Origin of the sequence: Pseudomonas sp. TH39(2020) (assembly GCF_016650715.1) — a bacterium.
Classification (GTDB): domain Bacteria; phylum Pseudomonadota; class Gammaproteobacteria; order Pseudomonadales; family Pseudomonadaceae; genus Aquipseudomonas; species Aquipseudomonas mandelii_C.
The window spans coordinates 21,906-42,473 of sequence record NZ_JAEKFF010000007.1; the positions used below are offsets into that span (position 1 = coordinate 21,906).

34 protein-coding genes are annotated in these 20,568 nt (G+C 54.4%); all 34 read left to right on the plus strand.

Annotation, left to right across the window (positions count from 1 at the left end; all coding sequences use genetic code 11):
- Positions 1 to 82 precede the first annotated feature (82 nt).
- Positions 83 to 454 carry a 30S ribosomal protein S12 gene (gene rpsL, locus JFU47_RS20400; RefSeq protein ID WP_002555494.1) on the plus strand — a complete coding sequence of 124 codons (372 nt, stop codon included), beginning with the start codon at positions 83 to 85 and terminating at the stop codon, positions 452 to 454.
- Between the two features lie 118 nt (positions 455 to 572).
- Entirely contained in the window at positions 573 to 1,043 is a 471-nt protein-coding gene (gene rpsG, locus JFU47_RS20405; protein WP_002555493.1) for a 30S ribosomal protein S7, read from the plus strand.
- Between the two features lie 30 nt (positions 1,044 to 1,073).
- The gene (gene fusA, locus JFU47_RS20410) at positions 1,074 to 3,179 is read left to right on the plus strand and encodes an elongation factor G (protein ID WP_201185304.1); all 2,106 of its coding nucleotides are present in this window, start codon (positions 1,074 to 1,076) and stop codon (positions 3,177 to 3,179) included.
- A gap of 31 nt (positions 3,180 to 3,210) precedes the next feature.
- The gene (gene tuf / locus JFU47_RS20415) at positions 3,211 to 4,404 is read left to right on the plus strand and encodes an elongation factor Tu (protein WP_201185306.1); all 1,194 of its coding nucleotides are present in this window, start codon (positions 3,211 to 3,213) and stop codon (positions 4,402 to 4,404) included.
- A 141-nt stretch (positions 4,405 to 4,545) separates the two neighbouring features.
- A complete protein-coding gene (gene rpsJ, locus JFU47_RS20420) occupies positions 4,546 to 4,857 on the plus strand; it encodes a 30S ribosomal protein S10 (RefSeq protein WP_003186070.1) in 312 nt (103 codons plus the stop codon).
- 80 nt (positions 4,858 to 4,937) lie between these two features.
- The gene (gene rplC / locus JFU47_RS20425; protein WP_003186059.1) at positions 4,938 to 5,573 is read left to right on the plus strand and encodes a 50S ribosomal protein L3; all 636 of its coding nucleotides are present in this window, start codon (positions 4,938 to 4,940) and stop codon (positions 5,571 to 5,573) included.
- 12 nt (positions 5,574 to 5,585) lie between these two features.
- Positions 5,586 to 6,188, plus strand: coding sequence for a 50S ribosomal protein L4 (gene rplD / locus JFU47_RS20430; protein WP_007896707.1), 603 nt, complete (start codon positions 5,586 to 5,588; stop codon positions 6,186 to 6,188).
- Positions 6,185 to 6,484, plus strand: coding sequence for a 50S ribosomal protein L23 (gene rplW, locus JFU47_RS20435; protein ID WP_002555488.1), 300 nt, complete (start codon positions 6,185 to 6,187; stop codon positions 6,482 to 6,484). Before rplD ends, rplW begins: the two co-directional genes overlap by 4 nt.
- A gap of 14 nt (positions 6,485 to 6,498) precedes the next feature.
- A complete protein-coding gene (gene rplB / locus JFU47_RS20440) occupies positions 6,499 to 7,323 on the plus strand; it encodes a 50S ribosomal protein L2 (protein ID WP_003176423.1) in 825 nt (274 codons plus the stop codon).
- A gap of 16 nt (positions 7,324 to 7,339) precedes the next feature.
- Entirely contained in the window at positions 7,340 to 7,615 is a 276-nt protein-coding gene (gene rpsS / locus JFU47_RS20445; protein WP_002555486.1) for a 30S ribosomal protein S19, read from the plus strand.
- A 13-nt stretch (positions 7,616 to 7,628) separates the two neighbouring features.
- A complete protein-coding gene (rplV, locus tag JFU47_RS20450; RefSeq protein WP_003103908.1) occupies positions 7,629 to 7,961 on the plus strand; it encodes a 50S ribosomal protein L22 in 333 nt (110 codons plus the stop codon).
- A 13-nt stretch (positions 7,962 to 7,974) separates the two neighbouring features.
- Positions 7,975 to 8,661: a 30S ribosomal protein S3 gene (rpsC, locus tag JFU47_RS20455; protein ID WP_003176422.1), complete on the plus strand. Its 687-nt coding sequence runs from the start codon at positions 7,975 to 7,977 to the stop codon at positions 8,659 to 8,661.
- 12 nt (positions 8,662 to 8,673) lie between these two features.
- Positions 8,674 to 9,087 carry a 50S ribosomal protein L16 gene (gene rplP, locus JFU47_RS20460; RefSeq protein ID WP_008145497.1) on the plus strand — a complete coding sequence of 138 codons (414 nt, stop codon included), beginning with the start codon at positions 8,674 to 8,676 and terminating at the stop codon, positions 9,085 to 9,087.
- A complete protein-coding gene (gene rpmC / locus JFU47_RS20465) occupies positions 9,087 to 9,278 on the plus strand; it encodes a 50S ribosomal protein L29 (protein ID WP_008030901.1) in 192 nt (63 codons plus the stop codon). Before rplP ends, rpmC begins: the two co-directional genes overlap by 1 nt.
- Before the next feature lie 2 nt (positions 9,279 to 9,280).
- Entirely contained in the window at positions 9,281 to 9,547 is a 267-nt protein-coding gene (gene rpsQ / locus JFU47_RS20470; protein WP_003176419.1) for a 30S ribosomal protein S17, read from the plus strand.
- Positions 9,548 to 9,570: 23 nt separating this feature from the next.
- Complete coding sequence (rplN, locus tag JFU47_RS20475) at positions 9,571 to 9,939, plus strand: 50S ribosomal protein L14 (RefSeq protein ID WP_002555479.1); 369 nt, start codon at positions 9,571 to 9,573, stop codon at positions 9,937 to 9,939.
- 11 nt (positions 9,940 to 9,950) lie between these two features.
- Entirely contained in the window at positions 9,951 to 10,265 is a 315-nt protein-coding gene (rplX, locus tag JFU47_RS20480; protein ID WP_008145498.1) for a 50S ribosomal protein L24, read from the plus strand.
- Between the two features lie 20 nt (positions 10,266 to 10,285).
- Entirely contained in the window at positions 10,286 to 10,825 is a 540-nt protein-coding gene (gene rplE, locus JFU47_RS20485) for a 50S ribosomal protein L5 (RefSeq protein ID WP_003176415.1), read from the plus strand.
- A gap of 13 nt (positions 10,826 to 10,838) precedes the next feature.
- On the plus strand, positions 10,839 to 11,144 hold the full coding sequence (rpsN, locus tag JFU47_RS20490) for a 30S ribosomal protein S14 (protein ID WP_003176414.1): 306 nt from the start codon (positions 10,839 to 10,841) through the stop codon (positions 11,142 to 11,144).
- A gap of 209 nt (positions 11,145 to 11,353) precedes the next feature.
- Complete coding sequence (gene rpsH, locus JFU47_RS20495; RefSeq protein ID WP_003186040.1) at positions 11,354 to 11,746, plus strand: 30S ribosomal protein S8; 393 nt, start codon at positions 11,354 to 11,356, stop codon at positions 11,744 to 11,746.
- Positions 11,747 to 11,758: 12 nt separating this feature from the next.
- Positions 11,759 to 12,292: a 50S ribosomal protein L6 gene (rplF, locus tag JFU47_RS20500; protein ID WP_007896774.1), complete on the plus strand. Its 534-nt coding sequence runs from the start codon at positions 11,759 to 11,761 to the stop codon at positions 12,290 to 12,292.
- Positions 12,293 to 12,302: 10 nt separating this feature from the next.
- Positions 12,303 to 12,653 carry a 50S ribosomal protein L18 gene (rplR, locus tag JFU47_RS20505; protein ID WP_003186037.1) on the plus strand — a complete coding sequence of 117 codons (351 nt, stop codon included), beginning with the start codon at positions 12,303 to 12,305 and terminating at the stop codon, positions 12,651 to 12,653.
- A 3-nt stretch (positions 12,654 to 12,656) separates the two neighbouring features.
- Positions 12,657 to 13,157: a 30S ribosomal protein S5 gene (gene rpsE, locus JFU47_RS20510; protein ID WP_007943782.1), complete on the plus strand. Its 501-nt coding sequence runs from the start codon at positions 12,657 to 12,659 to the stop codon at positions 13,155 to 13,157.
- Positions 13,158 to 13,159: 2 nt separating this feature from the next.
- Complete coding sequence (gene rpmD, locus JFU47_RS20515; RefSeq protein WP_003186033.1) at positions 13,160 to 13,336, plus strand: 50S ribosomal protein L30; 177 nt, start codon at positions 13,160 to 13,162, stop codon at positions 13,334 to 13,336.
- Positions 13,337 to 13,339: 3 nt separating this feature from the next.
- Positions 13,340 to 13,777, plus strand: a complete 438-nt coding sequence (gene rplO / locus JFU47_RS20520; RefSeq protein WP_007896782.1) for a 50S ribosomal protein L15 — start codon at positions 13,340 to 13,342, stop codon at positions 13,775 to 13,777.
- Complete coding sequence (secY, locus tag JFU47_RS20525) at positions 13,778 to 15,106, plus strand: preprotein translocase subunit SecY (protein WP_003228718.1); 1,329 nt, start codon at positions 13,778 to 13,780, stop codon at positions 15,104 to 15,106.
- 27 nt (positions 15,107 to 15,133) lie between these two features.
- Positions 15,134 to 15,250, plus strand: a complete 117-nt coding sequence (gene rpmJ, locus JFU47_RS20530) for a 50S ribosomal protein L36 (RefSeq protein ID WP_002555468.1) — start codon at positions 15,134 to 15,136, stop codon at positions 15,248 to 15,250.
- A 130-nt stretch (positions 15,251 to 15,380) separates the two neighbouring features.
- Positions 15,381 to 15,737 carry a 30S ribosomal protein S13 gene (gene rpsM, locus JFU47_RS20535; protein ID WP_003186020.1) on the plus strand — a complete coding sequence of 119 codons (357 nt, stop codon included), beginning with the start codon at positions 15,381 to 15,383 and terminating at the stop codon, positions 15,735 to 15,737.
- Between the two features lie 30 nt (positions 15,738 to 15,767).
- Entirely contained in the window at positions 15,768 to 16,157 is a 390-nt protein-coding gene (gene rpsK, locus JFU47_RS20540; RefSeq protein ID WP_002555466.1) for a 30S ribosomal protein S11, read from the plus strand.
- Positions 16,158 to 16,175: 18 nt separating this feature from the next.
- Complete coding sequence (gene rpsD / locus JFU47_RS20545; protein WP_003210056.1) at positions 16,176 to 16,796, plus strand: 30S ribosomal protein S4; 621 nt, start codon at positions 16,176 to 16,178, stop codon at positions 16,794 to 16,796.
- 22 nt (positions 16,797 to 16,818) lie between these two features.
- A complete protein-coding gene (locus JFU47_RS20550; protein WP_003186012.1) occupies positions 16,819 to 17,820 on the plus strand; it encodes a DNA-directed RNA polymerase subunit alpha in 1,002 nt (333 codons plus the stop codon).
- A 42-nt stretch (positions 17,821 to 17,862) separates the two neighbouring features.
- Positions 17,863 to 18,249 (plus strand): 50S ribosomal protein L17, encoded by a 387-nt coding sequence (gene rplQ, locus JFU47_RS20555; protein ID WP_008145500.1) that lies wholly within the window; start codon positions 17,863 to 17,865, stop codon positions 18,247 to 18,249.
- A gap of 241 nt (positions 18,250 to 18,490) precedes the next feature.
- Positions 18,491 to 19,945: a catalase gene (locus tag JFU47_RS20560; protein ID WP_201185309.1), complete on the plus strand. Its 1,455-nt coding sequence runs from the start codon at positions 18,491 to 18,493 to the stop codon at positions 19,943 to 19,945.
- A 149-nt stretch (positions 19,946 to 20,094) separates the two neighbouring features.
- Positions 20,095 to 20,559 (plus strand): bacterioferritin, encoded by a 465-nt coding sequence (bfr, locus tag JFU47_RS20565; RefSeq protein ID WP_140680771.1) that lies wholly within the window; start codon positions 20,095 to 20,097, stop codon positions 20,557 to 20,559.
- Positions 20,560 to 20,568: the final 9 nt, after the last annotated feature.

A 20,568-nucleotide genomic window follows, 5' to 3' on the forward strand; every position in this document is an offset into this window, starting at 1 on the left:
CTAAATTTGGCGGGAATTCGTTCCTGCCATTTTGCTTTTCTTGCAAGACAATAGCGTCGCAAGACAACAGTGGAGCTAGTAGATGGCAACTATCAACCAGCTGGTACGTCAGCCGCGTAAGCGTATCGTCGAGAAATCCGACGTGCCTGCGCTGCAGAACTGCCCGCAACGTCGTGGCGTATGCACCCGTGTGTATACCACCACGCCGAAAAAACCTAACTCGGCACTGCGTAAAGTATGCCGTGTGCGTCTGACCAACGGTTTCGAGGTTTCCTCGTACATCGGCGGTGAAGGCCACAACCTGCAAGAGCACAGCGTGGTACTGATCCGCGGCGGTCGTGTAAAAGACTTGCCAGGTGTTCGTTACCACACCGTACGCGGTTCTTTGGATACTTCCGGCGTTAAAGGTCGTAACCAGGGTCGTTCGAAGTACGGTACCAAGAAGCCTAAGTAGTAGCGGCTTTTTGTAAAAACTGATTTTCTATTTTTCTGAGTCGATAAGAGTAAGGTCGGAGGCGTCCCGAAAGGGCACCGATTCCGAGCGAACCTGAAGACCGTTTGAGGGCTTATCCATGCCAAGAAGACGCGTAGCAGCCAAGCGCGAAGTGCTTGACGATCCAAAATACGGAAGCCAAATCCTGGCCAAGTTCATGAACCACGTGATGGAAAGCGGCAAAAAAGCCGTTGCCGAGCGTATCGTTTATGGCGCGCTGGAGAAGGTTAAAGAACGCAAGAACAGCGACCCCCTGGAAATCTTCGAGAAAGCTCTCGACGCCATCGCTCCGCTGGTCGAAGTAAAGTCGCGCCGTGTAGGCGGTGCTACTTACCAGGTTCCGGTTGAAGTTCGTCCGTCCCGTCGTAACGCCCTGGCAATGCGCTGGTTGGTAGACTTCGCCCGCAAGCGCGGCGAGAAGTCTATGGCTCTGCGTTTGGCTGGCGAACTGTTGGACGCTGCCGAAGGTAAAGGTGCTGCAGTTAAGAAGCGTGAAGACGTGCACCGTATGGCTGAAGCCAACAAGGCTTTCTCGCACTACCGCTTCTAATTTTAGCGTCACTAATTTTGCGAGGGCTTTATGGCTCGTACTACACCGATTAATCGCTACCGTAACATTGGTATCGTTGCTCACGTGGATGCTGGTAAAACCACCACCACCGAGCGCGTCCTTTTTTACACTGGCAAAAGTCACAAGATGGGCGAGGTGCATGACGGCGCCGCGACCACAGACTGGATGGTGCAGGAGCAGGAGCGTGGTATTACCATTACTTCTGCTGCTATTACCGCCTTCTGGCAGGGTTCCGAGAAGCAGCACAAAGACCAATACCGCTTCAACGTTATTGATACCCCGGGCCACGTTGACTTCACTATTGAAGTTGAACGTTCCCTGCGTGTACTCGATGGCGCGGTCGTTGTGTTCTGCGGCACCTCGGGTGTTGAGCCTCAGTCGGAAACCGTATGGCGTCAAGCCAACAAGTACGGCGTTCCACGTCTTGTTTACGTAAACAAGATGGACCGTGCTGGCGCCAACTTCCTGCGCGTGATCGGTCAGATCAAGCAGCGTCTGGGTCACACTCCGGTTCCAATCCAGTTGGCTATCGGTTCCGAAGACAACTTCCAGGGTCAGATCGATCTGATGGCCATGGAAGCTGTTTACTGGAATGACGCTGACAAAGGCATGGTTCCAGTTCGCAAGCCTATCCCTGCTGAACTGCAGGAACTGGCTGACGAGTGGCGCGGCAACATGGTTGAGGCTGCGGCCGAAGCCAGCGAAGAGCTGATGAACAAGTACCTCGAAGGTGAAGAACTCACCAACGACGAAATCAAGGCCGCTCTGCGTCAGCGTACTATCGCTGGTGAGATCGTTCTGGCTGTTTGCGGTTCTTCCTTCAAGAACAAGGGTGTTCCCCTGGTTCTCGATGCCGTTATCGACTACCTGCCTGCTCCAAGCGACATTCCTGCCATCAAGGGTACTGACCCGGATGATGAGACCCAGGAAATGGAGCGTCACGCAGACGACAGCGAGCCGTTCTCGGCTCTGGCGTTCAAGATCGCTACTGACCCATTCGTGGGTACCTTGACCTTTGTTCGAGTTTACTCGGGCGTGTTGGCATCCGGCGACGGCGTGATCAACTCGGTTAAAGGCAAGAAAGAGCGCGTGGGTCGTATGGTGCAAATGCACGCAAACGCCCGTGAAGAAATCAAGGAAGTTCGCGCTGGTGACATCGCGGCCTTGATCGGCATGAAGGACGTCACCACTGGTGAAACTTTGTGCAACGCTGACAAGCCAATTATCCTGGTTCGCATGGACTTCCCGGAGCCGGTTATTTCGGTTGCCGTAGAGCCTAAGACCAAGGACGACCAGGAAAAAATGGGTATCGCTCTGGGCAAACTTGCTCAGGAAGACCCGTCTTTCCGCGTCAAGACTGATGAAGAGACTGGTCAAACGATCATCTCCGGCATGGGCGAGTTGCACCTGGACATCCTGGTTGACCGGATGCGCCGTGAGTTCAACGTCGAAGCCAACATCGGTAAGCCTCAAGTTTCGTACCGTGAGCGCATCACGAAGAGCTGCGAAATTGAAGGCAAATTCGTTCGCCAATCCGGCGGTCGTGGCCAGTTCGGTCATTGCTGGATTCGTTTTGCTCCTGCTGACGAAGGTCAAGAAGGTCTGCAATTCGTGAACGAAGTAGTGGGTGGTGTGGTTCCTAAGGAATACATCCCGGCTATCCAGAAGGGTATCGAAGAGCAGATGAAGAACGGCGTTGTGGCCGGCTATCCGCTGATCGGCCTGAAGGCTACCGTGTTTGATGGTTCCTACCACGACGTCGACTCCAACGAGATGGCGTTTAAGGTGGCTGCTTCCATGGCGACCAAGCAACTGGCCCAGAAGGGTGGTGGTGAGTTGCTTGAGCCGATCATGGCGGTAGAGGTTGTTACGCCTGAAGACTATATGGGTGACGTGATGGGCGACCTTAACCGTCGTCGCGGCATGATCCTGGGTATGGAAGACACGGTTTCCGGCAAGGTGATTCGCGCCGAGGTTCCGCTGGGTGAGATGTTCGGTTATGCGACCGACGTCCGTTCCATGTCCCAAGGTCGCGCAAGCTACTCTATGGAATTCAAAAAATACAATACGGCTCCGTCGCACATCGTCGAAACCGTTACCAAAAAACAAGGCTGATTCAGCCCCTTTAGGCTAGGAGTTAATTGTCGTGGCTAAAGAAAAATTTGACCGTACCCTCCCGCACGTCAACGTTGGCACCATCGGTCACGTCGACCACGGTAAAACCACGCTGACCGCTGCTCTGACTCGCGTCTGCTCCGAAGTTTTCGGTTCGGCTGCTGTTGCTTTCGATAAAATCGACAGCGCTCCAGAAGAAAAGGCTCGTGGTATCACCATCAACACCGCACACGTTGAATACAACTCGCTGATCCGTCACTACGCTCACGTTGACTGCCCAGGTCACGCTGACTATGTGAAGAACATGATCACCGGTGCTGCTCAAATGGACGGCGCCATCCTGGTTTGTTCGGCCGCTGATGGTCCGATGCCACAAACCCGTGAGCACATCCTGCTGTCCCGTCAGGTTGGCGTTCCGTACATCGTTGTCTTCCTGAACAAGGCTGACATGGTTGACGACGCTGAGCTGCTGGAACTGGTTGAGATGGAAGTGCGCGACCTGCTGAGCACTTACGACTTCCCGGGTGACGACACTCCGATCATCATCGGTTCGGCTCTGATGGCTCTGAACGGCCAAGACGACAACGAAATGGGCACCACTGCCGTTCGTAAACTGGTTGAGACTCTGGACAGCTACATCCCAGATCCAGTCCGTGTTATCGACAAGCCGTTCCTGATGCCAATCGAAGACGTATTCTCGATCTCCGGTCGCGGTACTGTTGTAACTGGCCGTATCGAGCGCGGTATCGTCAAGGTTCAGGATTCGCTGGAAATCGTTGGTCTGCGTGACACTGTTGTCACCACCTGCACTGGCGTTGAAATGTTCCGTAAGCTGCTCGACGAAGGTCGTGCTGGCGAGAACTGCGGCGTGCTGCTGCGCGGCACCAAGCGTGACGACGTTGAGCGTGGCCAGGTTCTGGTCAAGCCAGGTTCGGTTAAGCCGCACACTACCTTCGAAGCTGAAGTGTACGTGTTGAGCAAAGAAGAAGGCGGTCGCCACACTCCGTTCTTCAAAGGCTACCGTCCACAGTTCTACTTCCGGACCACTGACGTGACCGGTAACTGCGAACTGCCGGAAGGCGTTGAAATGGTAATGCCGGGCGACAACATCAAAATGGTTGTCACCCTGATCAAAACCATCGCAATGGAAGATGGTCTGCGTTTCGCTATTCGTGAAGGCGGTCGTACCGTCGGCGCTGGCGTCGTAGCCAAAATCATCGCTTAATAAGTGATGACTTGAAAAAGCCCCCGCCTAGCGGGGGCTTTTTTATTGGGTTGACACTGTAGTAGCCCGTCTATAGAATTGCGCCTCCTTTTAACGGGCGTATTGCGCTCGCTGGGAATAGCAGCCGGAGTCTGAAATCCAATGCAAAATCAGCAAATCCGTATCAGGTTGAAGGCTTTTGACCATCGCCTGATCGACCAATCCACCCAGGAAATCGTGGAAACCGCGAAACGTACTGGTGCTCAAGTGCGTGGTCCAATTCCACTGCCTACCCGTAAAGAGCGGTTCACCGTTCTGGTCTCCCCGCACGTCAACAAAGACGCGCGTGACCAGTATGAGATCCGTACTCATAAGCGCGTTCTGGACATCGTCCAGCCAACGGATAAAACCGTTGATGCTCTTATGAAGCTTGATCTTGCGGCCGGTGTGGAAGTGCAGATCAGCCTCGGCTAAGACTCGGTCTTAGTCGTGTAACGCTCTGAAATGGGCGGCCATAGCGGGTGAAAGCCCCGTACACTCATGAGGTTTACAACATGACTATTGGTGTAGTCGGTCGTAAATGCGGTATGACCCGTATTTTCACCGAAGAAGGTGTCTCCATTCCGGTCACGGTCATTGAGATCGAACCGAATCGCGTCACCCAGTTCAAAACTGAAGAGACCGATGGCTATCGTGCAGTGCAAGTCACTGTAGGCGAGCGTCGTGCTTCGCGTGTTACAGCTGCTCAAGCTGGCCACTTCGCTAAAGCGAACGTTGCCGCTGGTCGTACCGTAATGGAATTCCGCCTTGAAGAAGGCGAGTACCAGGCCGGCGATCTGATCAACGCTGAAATCTTCGCCGCTGGTCAACTGGTTGATGTAACCGGTCAGTCCAAAGGTAAAGGCTTCCAGGGTACGATCAAGCGTTGGAATTTCCGCGGGCAAGATAATACCCACGGTAACTCCGTATCCCACCGCGTTCCAGGTTCTATCGGCCAGTGCCAGACTCCTGGTCGTGTATTCAAGGGCAAAAAAATGTCCGGTCATATGGGCGCTGAGCGCGTGACCGTGCAGTCCCTCGAAGTAGTGCGCGTGGACGCTGAACGCAATCTGTTGTTGGTCAAGGGCGCTGTTCCTGGCGCTACTGGCGGCAACTTGGTTGTACGTCCAGCAGCCAAGGCTCGCGGTTAAGGGGAAGCTGACATGCAATTAAATGTAAATGACGCTCAAGCGATCGAAGTTTCCGAACTGACATTTGGCGGCGAATTCAACGAGACGCTGGTTCACCAAGCAGTCGTGGCCTACATGGCCGGCGGCCGTCAAGGTAGCAAGCAGCAAAAGACCCGTTCCGACGTTCGTGGTGGCGGTAAGCGCCCATGGCGTCAGAAAGGTACTGGCCGTGCTCGTGCCGGTACTATCCGTAGCCCAATCTGGCGTGGCGGCGGTACCACTTTCGCAGCTCGTCCTCAGGATCACACCCAGAAGCTGAACAAGAAGATGTATCGCGCAGCAATGCGTTCCATCCTTGCTGAGCTGGTGCGTACTGATCGTCTGGTTGTGGTTCAGGACTTCGCTGTTGATGCACCGAAGACCAAAGATCTGCTGAACAAACTGACCGGCATGGGCCTGACTGACGTCTTGATCGTGTCTGAAGTAGTTGATCAGAACCTGTACCTGGCTGCTCGTAACCTGCCACACGTTGATGTACGTGACGTGCAAGGTTCCGATCCAGTTAGTCTGATCGCATACGACAAGGTGTTGATCACCGTGTCGGCCGTGAAGAAATTCGAGGAGCTGCTGGGATGAACCAGGAACGCGTATTTAAAGTTCTGCTTGGCCCGCACGTTTCCGAGAAGGCTACGGTTCTGGCTGACAAGAAAGGCCAGTTCGTTTTCAAGGTTGCAACTGACGCAACCAAGCTGGAAATCAAGAAGGCCGTCGAAAGCCTGTTCAGCGTGAAAGTAGAGCGTGTTACTACCCTGAATGTTCTGGGTAAGAGCAAGCGCACTGCTCGCGGTCTGGGCAAGCGTAATGACTGGAAGAAGGCAGTTATCTCCCTTCAGCCAGGCCAAGATCTCGATTTCAGCAGCAGTGCTGAGTAAGGAAGGGGTGCATCATGGCAATCGTTAAATGCAAACCGACTTCCCCTGGCCGCCGTTTTGTGGTCAAGGTGGTCAACCAGGAGCTGCATAAAGGCGCTCCTCACGCACCGCTGCTCGAGAAAAAATCGAAGACTGGTGGTCGTAACAACAATGGTCGTATTACCACTCGTCACATCGGTGGTGGCCATAAGCAGCATTATCGTCTGGTCGATTTCCGTCGCAACGACAAAGATGGCATCTCTGCCACTGTCGAGCGTATTGAATACGATCCCAACCGTACTGCTCACATCGCTCTGCTGCTGTACGCAGATGGCGAGCGTCGCTACATCATCGCCCCTAAAGGCGTGAGTGCTGGCGACCAGCTGATCGCAGGTGCTCTGGCACCGATCAAGCCGGGCAACGCTCTGCAACTGCGTAACATTCCAGTTGGTAGCACCGTACACGGCATCGAATTGAAGCCAGGTAAAGGCGCGCAAATCGCTCGTTCCGCTGGTGCTTCGGCTCAGCTGATCGCTCGTGAAGGTGTCTACGTGACCCTGCGTCTGCGTTCTGGTGAGATGCGTAAAGTGCTGGCTGAATGCCGCGCGACCTTGGGTGAAGTCTCGAACTCCGAGCACAGCCTGCGTTCGCTGGGTAAAGCTGGTGCCAAACGCTGGCGTGGCGTTCGCCCAACCGTTCGTGGTGTTGCCATGAACCCGGTTGACCACCCACATGGTGGTGGTGAAGGTCGTACCTCTGGTGGTCGTCATCCGGTATCGCCATGGGGCTTCCCGACTAAGGGCGCGAAGACTCGTGGTAATAAGCGTACCGACAAAATGATCGTCCGTCGTCGCAAGTAAATAGAGGGATACGACAGTGCCACGTTCTCTGAAAAAAGGTCCTTTTATTGATCTTCACCTACTGAAGAAGATCGAAGTGGCGGCGGAAAAGAACGATCGCAAACCAGTTAAAACCTGGTCGCGTCGTTCGATGATCCTGCCACAAATGGTCGGTTTGACCATTGCAGTGCATAACGGTCGTCAACATGTTCCAGTTCTCGTGAACGAAGACATGGTCGGCCACAAACTAGGCGAGTTTGCCGGTACCCGCACATATCGTGGGCACGTGGCAGACAAGAAAGCCAAGCGTTAAGGGGTAAGGAACGATGGAAGTAGCCGCTAAGTTGTCGGGCGCTCGAATCTCCGCCCAGAAAGCCCGCTTGGTCGCCGACCAGATCCGCGGGAAGAAGGTGGGCGAAGCGCTCAACCTGTTGGCTTTCAGCAGTAAGAAAGCCGCCGAGATCATGAAGAAAGTGCTGGAGTCGGCCGTAGCCAACGCCGAGCATAACGAAGGCGCAGACGTTGATGACCTTAAAGTCAGCACCGTTTTCGTCAACGAAGGGCGTTCGCTGAAGCGAATCATGCCACGTGCCAAAGGCCGTGCTGATCGCATCGTCAAGCGGTCTTGCCATATCACTGTCAAGGTTGCTGACAAGTAACGGAGTCGAAGAGATGGGTCAGAAAGTACATCCCATTGGCATTCGCCTGGGAATCGTCAAGGAGCACACCTCCGTCTGGTACGCAGACGGTCGGACTTATGCGGACTATTTGTTCGCTGATCTGAAGGTGCGTGAGTATCTCCAAGACAAACTAAAAAGCGCGTCCGTAAGCCGTATCGATATCCATCGTCCGGCTCAGACTGCACGTATCACCATCCACACCGCTCGTCCAGGTATTGTTATCGGGAAGAAAGGTGAAGATGTTGAGAAACTGCGTCAGGACCTGACCAAACAAATGGGTGTGCCTGTGCACATCAATATCGAAGAAATCCGCAAGCCGGAACTCGACGGTATGTTGGTTGCGCAGAGCGTAGCTCAGCAGCTGGAGCGTCGCGTAATGTTCCGTCGCGCTATGAAGCGCGCTGTACAGAACGCCATGCGCATTGGTGCCAAAGGCATCAAAATCCAAGTGAGCGGTCGTCTCGGCGGTGCTGAAATCGCACGTACTGAATGGTATCGCGAAGGTCGTGTGCCACTGCACACCCTGCGTGCCGACATCGACTATGCCAACTACGAAGCTCACACCACTTACGGTGTGATCGGTGTAAAGGTTTGGATCTTCAAAGGCGAAGTAATTGGTGGTCGCCAAGAAGAACTGAAACCACAAGCACCAGCGCCTCGTAAAAAAGCTGCTAAGTAAGGGGTACGCCAAATGTTGCAACCAAAGCGTACGAAGTTCCGCAAGCAGATGACAGGCCACAACCGTGGTCTGGCACAGCGCGGTAGCAAAGTCAGCTTCGGCGAGTTCGCGCTGAAGTCTGTAGCTCGTGGTCGTCTCACCGCTCGTCAGATCGAGTCAGCGCGTCGTGCTCTGACCCGTCACGTTAAACGTGGCGGCAAGATCTGGATCCGTGTATTCCCGGACAAGCCTATTTCCAAAAAGCCACTCGAAGTTCGGATGGGTAAAGGTAAGGGTAGTGTGGAGTACTGGGTTGCCCAGATTCAGCCAGGTAAAGTCCTGTATGAAATCGAGGGTGTTACTGAAGAGCTGGCGCGTGAGGCTTTTGCCTTGGCTGCTGCAAAGCTGCCGCTCGCCACTGCCTTCGTTAAACGGACGGTGATGTGATGAAAGCGAACGAACTTCGTGAAAAAGACGCGCCGCAGCTTAACGAGCAACTGCTCGGCCTGCTGCGCGACCAGTTCAATCTGCGCATGCAGAAAGCAACTGGCCAGTTGGGGCAGTCTCACCTGCTCCGGCAAGTTAAGCGTGACATCGCTCGCGTGAAGACTGTGCTCAAACAGCAGGCAGGTAAGTAATCATGGCTGAAGCCGAAAAAACCGTCCGTACGCTGACTGGCCGTGTTGTCAGCGACAAAATGGACAAGACCATCACCGTTCTGATCGAGCGTCGCGTTAAGCACCCGATCTACGGTAAATACGTTAAGCGTTCGACTAAGCTGCACGCGCACGACGAAACCAATCAGTGCCACATCGGCGACAAAGTCACTATTCGTGAAACTCGTCCTTTGGCCAAGACAAAGTCTTGGGCGCTGGTTGATGTTCTCGAACGCGCTGTGGAAGTCTAAGGACTAGGGGTCGGAGAAATTATATGATTCAGACTCAATCCATGCTCGATGTGGCCGATAACAGCGGCGCTCGCCGTGTTATGTGCATCAAGGTGCTGGGTGGCTCCCATCGTCGTTACGCTGGTATCGGTGACATCATCAAAGTTACCGTGAAGGAAGCAATTCCTCGCGGTAAAGTGAAAAAAGGCCAAGTGATGACTGCTGTTGTAGTCCGCACTCGTCACGGCGTACGTCGTGCTGATGGCTCCATTATCCGCTTTGATGGCAACGCTGCTGTTCTTCTGAACAACAAGCAAGAGCCGATCGGCACCCGTATCTTTGGGCCAGTGACCCGTGAACTTCGTACTGAGAAGTTCATGAAGATCGTCTCGCTCGCCCCAGAAGTGCTGTAAGGAGATCCGACATGCAAAAGATTCGTCGTGACGACGAGATCATCGTGATCGCCGGCAAAGACAAAGGTAAGCGCGGTAAGGTGCTTAAGGTTCTCGCTAATAACCGTCTGGTTATTGGTGGTCTGAACCTGGTTAAGCGTCATACCAAGCCTAACCCGGCGTCGGGCGTACAAGGCGGTATCGTCGAAAAAGAAGCTCCACTGGACGCTTCTAACGTCGCCATTTTCAACGGCGAAACCAACAAGGCTGACCGCGTTGGTTTCAAAGTAGAAGACGGCAAGAAAATTCGTGTCTTCAAGTCGACCCAAAAAGCGGTTGATGCTTGAACACTGCTAGGTAGAAGACCATGGCACGACTAAAAGAGATTTACTGGAAGGAAATCGCACCGAAGCTTAAGGAAGAACTTAAGCTTTCGAACGTGATGGAAGTTCCACGCGTTACAAAAATCACCCTGAACATGGGTCTGGGCGAAGCGGTCGGTGACAAGAAAGTCATCGAGCACGCTGTTGCCGACCTGGAAAAGATCACCGGTCAGAAAGTCGTTGTGACTTACGCTCGGAAATCCATCGCTGGCTTTAAAGTCCGTGAAGGTTGGCCGATCGGCGTCAAAGTGACTCTGCGCCGTGAGCGTATGTACGAATTCCTGGATCGTCTGCTGTCGATCTCCCTGCCTCGGGTCCGCGACTTCCGCGGCCTGAATGCCAAGTCCTTCGATGGTCGTGGTAACTACAGCATGGGCGTTAAAGAGCAGATCATCTTCCCGGAAATCGACTACGACAAGATCGATGCTCTCCGCGGTCTGGACATTACCCTGACCACCACTGCCAAGAACGATGATGAAGGTCGCGCGCTGCTGCGTGCTTTCAAATTCCCGTTCCGCAACTGATTGGAGTAGGAAAATGGCCAAGATGAGCATGAAAAACCGCGAGCTGAAGCGTCAGCTCACGGTTGCCAAGTACGCCAAAAAGCGTGCAGCACTGAAAGCTATCATCGTTGATCTGAACGCAAGTCCAGAAGCGCGTTGGGAAGCTACAGTAGCTCTGCAGAAGCAGCCACGTGACGCAAGCGCTTCGCGCATGCGTAACCGCTGCCGCCTGACCGGTCGTCCACACGGCGTTTACCGCAAGTTCGGCCTCGGCCGTAACAAATTGCGTGAAGCTGCAATGCGTGGTGACGTACCTGGTCTGGTTAAAGCCAGCTGGTAAGCACTATCAAAGTCTCGGTGCTCGGGATCGCAAGATCCTGACCACCGGTGACCTTGAACTTGAATCAAGCCCCTTTTGGGGCTTGATTCATTTGTGGGGTGTGTCTAGAATACCCGGCTCGCCTGAGCCCGTGCTTTTTCCGCATGGATGAGCTCGGCGACAAGTAGTAGCCGCAAGGCTAATTTTTTTGTATTAGGAGCGTCTAGCCCATGAGTATGCAGGACCCGTTAGCGGACATGCTAACTCGAATCCGTAATGCCCAGATGGCTGAAAAGTCCGTCGTAAGCATGCCATCTTCTACTTTGAAGGTAGCTGTTGCCAAAGTCCTGAAGGACGAAGGTTACATTGCGGGTTATCAGATCAGCAGCGAAATCAAACCACTGCTGTCCATCGAGCTGAAGTACTTCGAAGGCCGTCCGGTTATCGAAGAAGTGAAGCGCGTTAGCCGTCCAGGCCTGCGTCAGTACAAGTCCGTCGATGATCTGCCAAAAGTTCGTGGCGGTCTCGGTGTGTCTATCGTCTCCACCAACAAAGGTGTGATGACGGATCGTGCTGCGCGCGCTGCCGGTGTCGGCGGCGAAGTTCTTTGCACTGTGTTCTAAGGGGGGATAAGCATGTCACGCGTCGCTAAGAACCCCGTTAAGCTGCCAGCCGGTGTCGAAGTAAAATTCGCAGGCCAACAGCTTTCGGTGAAGGGTGCCAAGGGCACTCTCGAACTGAACATCCATTCGTCCGTTGAGATCGTTGAAGAAGCTGGTGAGCTGCGTTTCGCTGCTCGCAATGGCGATCAACAAACTCGCGCAATGGCTGGTACCACTCGTGCGTTGGTAAACAACATGGTCCAAGGCGTAAGCCAAGGCTTCGAGCGCAAGCTCCAGCTGGTCGGTGTTGGTTACAAAGCGCAAGCAAAAGGCACAGTGCTGAACCTGGCTCTTGGCTTCTCGCACCCAGTGGATTATGAACTGCCGGAAGGCATCACCGCTGAGACTCCTAGCCAGACCGACATCCTGATCCGGGGTATCGATAAGCAGCTGGTAGGTCAAGTGGCCGCCGAGATCCGCGACTTCCGTCCACCAGAGCCGTACAAAGGCAAAGGTGTGCGCTACGCGGACGAAGTCGTCCGTCGTAAAGAAGCCAAGAAGAAGTAGGGCATAGCAAATGACCGACAAAAAAGTTACTCGACTGCGTCGCGCTCGCAAAGCACGCCTGAAAATGCACGAACTCGAAGTCGTGCGTCTCTGCGTGTTCCGCTCGTCGCAGCACATCTACGCCCAGGTCATTTCGGCCGACGGCAACAAAGTCCTGGCATCTGCCTCGACTTTGGATAAAGAACTGCGTGATGGCGCCACTGGCAACATCGACGCGGCCACTAAGGTTGGCCAGCTGGTCGCTACGCGTGCTAAAGCCGCTGGCGTCTCGCAGGTGGCTTTCGACCGCTCTGGCTTCAAGTACCATGGCCGCGTCAAGGCGCTGGCTGATGCTGCTCGTGAAGCTGGGCTGGAGTTCTAAGTTATGTCAAATAACGACCAAAAGCGCGACGAAGGCTACATTGAGAAGCTGGTTCAAGTTAACCGCGTAGCCAAAACCGTTAAAGGCGGCCGTATCTTCACTTTCACCGCGTTGACCGTGGTGGGTGATGGTAAAGGGCGTGTTGGCTTCGGCCGTGGCAAGTCACGTGAAGTGCCTGCTGCGATCCAGAAGGCAATGGAAGCTGCTCGTCGCAATATGATCCAAGTTGATCTGAACGGCACCACTCTGCAGTACGCAATGAAGTCCGGTCACGGCGCTTCGAAGGTGTACATGCAGCCTGCTTCTGAAGGTACCGGTATCATCGCTGGCGGCGCTATGCGTGCTGTCCTCGAAGTTGCTGGCGTTCAGAACGTTCTGGCCAAGTGCTACGGCTCGACTAACCCGGTAAACGTGGTTCACGCCACTTTCAAAGGTTTGAAAGCTATGCAGTCTCCTGAATCCATTGCCGCCAAGCGTGGCAAAAGCGTCAAGGAGATCTTCTGATCATGGCTACCGTTAAAGTTACGCTGATCAAAAGCATGACCGGCCGCATCCCTAACCACAAACTGTGCGTTAAGGGTTTGGGTCTGCGTCGCATCGGTCACACTGTAGAAGTACTTGATACTCCCGAGAATCGCGGGATGATCAATAAGGCTTACTACATGCTGCGTGTCGAGGGTTAATCGATGAAACTCAATGATCTGAGTCCAGCGCCGGGTTCCCGTCGCGAAAAGCATCGTCCGGGCCGTGGTATCGGTAGCGGTTTGGGTAAGACCGGTGGCCGTGGCCACAAAGGTCAGTCCTCCCGCTCCGGTGGCACCATTGCTCCAGGCTTTGAAGGCGGTCAACAGCCGCTGCATCGTCGCCTGCCGAAATTCGGTTTCGTTTCCCTGAAAGCCATGGATCGCGCAGAAGTGCGTTTGTCCGAGCTGGCTAAAGTGGAAGGCGACATCGTCACCGTGCAGTCCTTGAAAGATGCCAACGTGATCAACGTCAACGTTCAGCGTGTGAAAATCATGCTGTCCGGCGAAGTTACTCGCGCTGTCACCATCGGAAAGGGAATCGGCGCCACCAAAGGTGCGCGTGCGGCTATCGAAGCAGCTGGCGGCAAGTTCGAGGAATAAATGGCTAAGCAAGGTGCTCTCTCTGCGCTCGGCAAAGGCGGTATGTCTGAACTCTGGGCTCGTCTGCGTTTTCTGTTCCTGGCGATTATCGTCTACCGAATAGGCGCACACATCCCGGTTCCAGGTATTAACCCGGACCGACTCGCGGACCTGTTTCGACAGAATGAGGGGACCATTCTTAGCTTGTTCAACATGTTTTCCGGCGGCGCGCTGGAACGGATGAGCATCTTTGCACTGGGGATCATGCCGTACATTTCGGCATCGATCATCATGCAGCTGATGACCGCCGTGAGCCCGCAGCTGGAACAGTTGAAGAAGGAAGGTGAAGCTGGCCGTCGCAAGATTAGCCAGTACACCCGCTACGGCACTGTCGTCCTCGCTCTCGTTCAGGCAATTGGCATGTCCATTGGTCTGGCGGGGCAGGGCGTTGCGTTCACTGGTGACTTTGGCTTCCATTTCGTCGCGGTATCCACTTTTGTGGCTGGTGCGATGTTCATGATGTGGCTGGGTGAGCAGATTACTGAGCGTGGTGTTGGCAACGGTATCTCGATGTTGATTTTTTCGGGTATCGTCGCCGGTCTTCCGAGAGCGATCGGGCAGTCTTTCGAGTCTGCGCGTCAGGGTGATATCAACATCTTCGCCCTGGTTGCCATCGGTTTGCTGGCAGTAGCGATTATCGGTTTCGTGGTGTTCATTGAGCGTGGTCAGCGTCGTATTGCTGTTCACTACGCCAAGCGTCAGCAGGGCCGCAAGGTCTTCGCTGCGCAGACTAGCCACTTGCCGCTGAAGGTGAACATGGCCGGTGTTATTCCGGCCATTTTCGCGAGCAGCATTTTGCTGTTCCCGGCTTCGTTGGGTGCCTGGTTCGGCCAGTCTGAAGGTATGGGCTGGTTACAGGACATCTCGCAGTCGATCGCTCCTGGTCAGCCGTTGAATATTCTGCTGTTTAGTGCAGGGATTATTTTCTTCTGCTTCTTCTATACGGCGTTGATGTTCAATCCGAAAGACGTAGCGGAAAACCTGAAGAAGTCCGGTGCCTTTATTCCGGGCATCCGTCCAGGTGAGCAGTCTGCGCGCTATATTGATGGCGTTCTGACTCGCTTGACCATGTTCGGTGCTCTTTACATGACGGCCGTGTGCTTGCTGCCCCAGTTCCTGGTGGTTGCAGCAAACGTACCGTTCTACCTTGGCGGGACCTCGTTGCTGATCGTCGTCGTGGTTGTGATGGACTTCATGTCCCAAGTACAATCGCACCTCGTTTCGCACCAGTACGAATCCCTGATGAAGAAAGCCAACCTGAAGGGTTACGGCAGCGGCATGTTGCGCTGAGTACCCATAAGGTTCGAGGAGTTGGTGATGAAAGTTCGTGCATCGGTGAAAAAGCTGTGCCGTAACTGCAAGATTATTCGCCGCGAAGGTGTTGTTCGAGTAATTTGCAGCGCGGAACCGCGTCACAAACAGCGCCAAGGCTGAGTGTGATTGTGCTTCAAGCCCGGTAGCTAGTGCGCTACCGGGTTGATTATTTGTTATTACAGCGATATTATCTCGCGCCCTATTTCTTGGCTTCCGGGGCGTAGGTAGCTGTCAATTGGAGTCCCACTGAATGGCCCGTATTGCAGGCGTTAACATTCCAGATAACAAGCATACTGTTATCTCGCTGACCTACATCTATGGTGTTGGTCGCACTACTGCACAGAAGATCTGTGCAGTGACTGGGGTAAACCCAGCCGCAAAGATCAAAGATCTGAGCGACGAGCAGATTGAACAGCTGCGTGGCGAAGTGGCGAAGTTCACCACTGAAGGTGACCTGCGTCGCGAAATCAACATGAAAATCAAGCGTTTGATGGACCTCGGTTGCTATCGCGGTCTGCGTCATCGTCGTGGTCTTCCAGTGCGCGGTCAGCGTACCAAGACTAACGCGCGTACCCGTAAAGGTCCGCGTAAGCCGATCCGCAAGTAATCGCCCCAGCGAATCGACAGGAAATTAATCATGGCTAAACCTGCTGCTCGTCCTCGTAAAAAAGTCAAAAAGACAGTGGTTGATGGCATCGCCCACATCCACGCGTCTTTTAACAACACAATCGTGACCATCACCGACCGTCAAGGTAACGCTCTTTCCTGGGCTACCTCCGGTGGTTCGGGTTTCCGCGGTTCCCGCAAGTCCACCCCGTTTGCTGCTCAAGTAGCTGCTGAACGTGCTGGTCAAGCTGCGCTGGAATACGGCCTGAAAAACCTCGACGTCAACGTCAAAGGTCCAGGCCCAGGTCGTGAATCTGCAGTCCGCGCTTTGAACGGCTGTGGCTACAAGATCGCCAGCATCACCGACGTGACGCCAATCCCGCACAACGGGTGCCGTCCGCCGAAGAAGCGCCGCGTGTAATCCAGGAGATTGTAAAGAATGGCTCGTTACATTGGTCCAAAATGCAAACTCGCTCGTCGCGAAGGCACCGATCTCTTCTTGAAGAGCGGCGTGCGCGCGATCGAATCGAAGTGCAACATTGAAGCAGCACCTGGTATCCACGGCCAACGCCGCGGTCGCCAATCCGATTACGGCACCCAACTGCGTGAAAAGCAGAAGGTCCGTCGTATCTACGGCGTTCTCGAGCGTCAATTCAGCGGCTACTACAAAGAAGCTGCTGGCAAGAAAGGTGCAACTGGCGAAAACCTGTTGCAACTGCTCGAATGCCGTCTGGACAACGTTGTATACCGTATGGGTTTTGGCTCTACTCGTGCCGAATCCCGTCAGCTGGTATCGCACAAATCCGTAAGCGTTAACGGTCAGACCGTAAACGTGCCGTCGTACCAGGTTCGTGCTGGTGACGTGGTCGCGATTCGCGAGAAAGCAAAGAACCAACTTCGCATTGTCCAAGCTCTCGATCTGTGTGCCCAACGTGGCCGCGTAGAATGGGTAGAAGTAGACACTGAGAAGAAGTCGGGCGTTTTCAAGAACGTTCCAGCTCGCAGTGATCTGTCCGCCGACATCAACGAAAGCCTGATTGTCGAGCTCTACTCCAAGTAAGGGCTAGAAAATAGGTGCATCCATGCAGATTTCGGTAAATGAGTTCCTGACACCCCGCCATATTGATGTGCAGGTTGTCAGTCCAACCCGCGCCAAGATCACTCTCGAGCCTCTCGAGCGTGGTTTCGGCCACACCCTGGGCAACGCGCTGCGACGCATCCTGTTGTCCTCAATGCCCGGCTGCGCAGTAGTCGAGGCCGAGATTGACGGTGTGCTCCATGAGTACAGCGCCATCGAAGGTGTACAGGAAGACGTAATTGAAATCCTGTTGAACCTTAAAGGTCTGGCTATCAAGCTGCACGGCCGTGACGAAGTTACGCTGACCTTGTCGAAGAAGGGTTCGGGGGTGGTTACCGCTGCCGATATTCAGCTGGATCATGATGTCGAGATCGTTAACCCCGATCACGTAATCGCTAACCTGGCGTCTAACGGCGCCCTGAACATGAAGCTCACCGTAGCTCGTGGTCGTGGTTATGAACCGGCAGACTCGCGTCAGAGCGATGAAGACGAAAGCCGCAGCATCGGTCGCTTGCAGCTTGACTCTTCGTTCAGCCCGGTTCGCCGTATCGCATACGTGGTGGAAAACGCCCGTGTCGAACAGCGTACTAACCTGGACAAGCTGGTTATTGATCTGGAAACCAACGGTACTCTGGATCCTGAAGAGGCAATTCGCCGCGCTGCAACCATTCTGCAACAGCAGTTGGCTGCGTTCGTCGACCTCAAAGGTGACAGTGAGCCAGTGGTTGTCGAGCAGGAAGACGAGATCGATCCGATCCTGCTTCGCCCGGTTGACGATCTGGAACTGACTGTACGTTCGGCTAACTGCCTTAAGGCGGAAAACATCTACTACATCGGTGACCTGATTCAGCGTACCGAAGTAGAGCTGTTGAAGACTCCGAACCTTGGCAAGAAATCCTTGACTGAAATCAAGGACGTTCTGGCCTCCCGCGGTCTGTCCCTCGGCATGCGCCTCGACAACTGGCCGCCTGCAAGTCTTAAGAAGGACGACAAGGCGACTGCCTGATCGTCGTAATCACCGAACGTTGTGTTTGGTAAGGAATGAACCATGCGTCATCGTAAAAGTGGTCGTCACCTGAGCCGCACTAGCTCGCACCGCAAGGCCATGTTTCAAAACATGGCAGTGTCGCTGTTCGAGCACGAGCTGATCAAAACTACACTGCCGAAAGCTAAAGAACTGCGTCGCGTTGCTGAGCCGCTGATCACTTTGGCCAAGACAGACAGCCTGGCTAACCGCCGTCTGGCTTTCGACCGTACTCGTTCGAAGGCTATCGTTGGTAAGCTCTTCAACGACCTGGGCAAGCGTTACGCTACCCGTGAGGGTGGCTACCTGCGCATCCTCAAGTGCGGTTTCCGCACTGGCGACAACGCGCCTATGGCGTACGTCGAGTTGGTTGATCGTCCTGCCGGTGGTGAAGCTGTATCCGCTGAGTAAGACGTCAGTCTGAAACGAAGAACCGGGCCTAGTGCCCGGTTTTTTGTGCCTGTAAGAAAACGCACTGTTTATACAAGCTTCCCTGCGGTTCATGCCGTCATGATGCGAACGGGATTGTTGGTAGTATTTTTCTATTGATCTCCACAAATTAATGAATTTGTAGCCTTCCTGATCAATGGTCAATACTCCGTCCCAAGCCGATTAGCCGGCAGTTCCAAAACTGACAGAGGAAGAAGATCGCATGAGCCAAAATAAAACGCTTACGACCGCCAGTGGCGCTCCTGTCGCCGACAACCAGAATTCCCGTTCCGCCGGTCCTCGTGGCCCGCTGCTGCTCGACGACTTTCACCTGATCGAGAAGCTTGCCCACTTCAACCGTGAAAACATTCCTGAGCGCCGCGTACACGCCAAAGGTTCGGGTGCTTTCGGTACGTTCACCGTAACTCGGGACATCACCGAGTACTCCAGTGCCAAACTGTTTGAATCTGTTGGTAAGCAAACCCCAACCTTCCTGCGGTTTTCCACCGTGGGCGGTGAGCGTGGTTCGGCCGACACCGAGCGCGATCCACGTGGCTTTGCCCTGAAGTTCTACACCGAAGAAGGTAACTGGGACATCGTCGGCAACAACACGCCAGTGTTCTTCATTCGCGATCCGCTCAAATTCCCGGACTTTATTCACACCCAAAAACGTCTTCCGCAAAGCAATCTGAAAAGCGCACAAATGATGTGGGACTTCTGGTCGCACTCACCTGAGGCGTTGCATCAGGTCACTATTCTGTTCTCGGACCGTGGCATCCCCGATGGCTACCGTCACATGCACGGCTTCGGCAGCCACACCTACAGCCTGATCAACGCCAATGGCGAACGTCACTGGGTGAAATGGCACTACAAGACCAAGCAAGGGATCAAAAACCTGGCGCCAGCAGAAGCGGCGCGCCTGGCTGGTACCGATCCAGATTACGCACAGCGTGATCTGTTCGGCGCGATCGAGCGCGGTGATTTCCCGAAATGGCGCGTGTGCATCCAGATCATGACCGAGGCTCAGGCCGCAGCGCACTACGAGAACCCGTTTGACGTGACCAAAACCTGGTCGCAGAAAGAGTTTCCGCTGATCGAAGTGGGCGAGTTGGAGCTTAACCGCAACCCGCAGAACTATTTTGCTGAAGTCGAGCAAGCGGCGTTCGGGCCAAGCAACATGGTTCCGGGTGTCGGTTTGTCGCCGGATCGCATGCTGCAAGGTCGAGTGTTCGCTTACGCCGATGCTCACCGCTACCGTATTGGCACCAACCACCAGCAATTGCCGGTGAACGCGCCTCGCAGCCCGGTGAACAGCTATCAGCGCGACGGTTCGATGGCGTTTGGCAGCAATGGCGGTGCGACACCTAACTATGAGCCGAACAGCTACGTTGACTCGCCGAAACAAGCGCCTCGCTACGCAGAGCCAGCGCTCGCGCTGAGTGGTGCAGCTGATCGTTACGATCATCGCGAAGATACTGACTACTACAGTCACGCGGGTGCGCTGTTCCGTCTGATGAGCGATGCGCAGAAAACGCTGCTGATCAACAACATTGCCGGCGCCATGGCAGGGGTTTCCAGCGACGTGATTGATCGTCAATTGCAGCATTTTTTCAGGGCCGACCCGGCGTACGGAGAAGCAATCGCAACGGCGTTGGACGTACAGCTTAACGAAGTCTAAACGAGAAGCAGAACCGCCCTTATTTGGGCGGTTTTTGCGTTATTTAAGCCACATTTCTCAGGATTTCTTCGCTTTTATCGCGCAAACGAAGTGACCAGGCAGCCGGCTTGGTTCAAACTGCTGACTTTCAAGCAGGGAGATGTAGGGCGATGCAAGGTCACCCAGACGTAATCGATTACCTCAACACGTTGCTGACCGGCGAACTGGCGGCGCGTGATCAATATTTCATCCATTCGCGGATGTACGAGGACTGGGGTTTCACTGAGCTCTACGAACGTATCAACCACGAAATGGAAGAAGAGGCGCAGCACGCTGACGCCCTGATGCGCCGGATCCTCATGCTCGAAGGCACGCCGCGGATGCGTCCGGACGACCTGGATGTCGGCACCACCGTGCCTGAGATGCTCGCCGCTGACCTACGCCTGGAATACAAAGTCCGCGCCGCACTCTGCAAGGGCATCGAGCTCTGCGAGCTGCACAAGGACTACGTCAGCCGCGAGATGCTGCGTATTCAGCTGAACGACACCGAAGAAGATCACACCTACTGGCTCGAGAAACAGTTGGGTCTGATCAAGTTGATCGGTCTGGAGAATTACCTGCAATCGCAGTTCTAATTCCGGCGG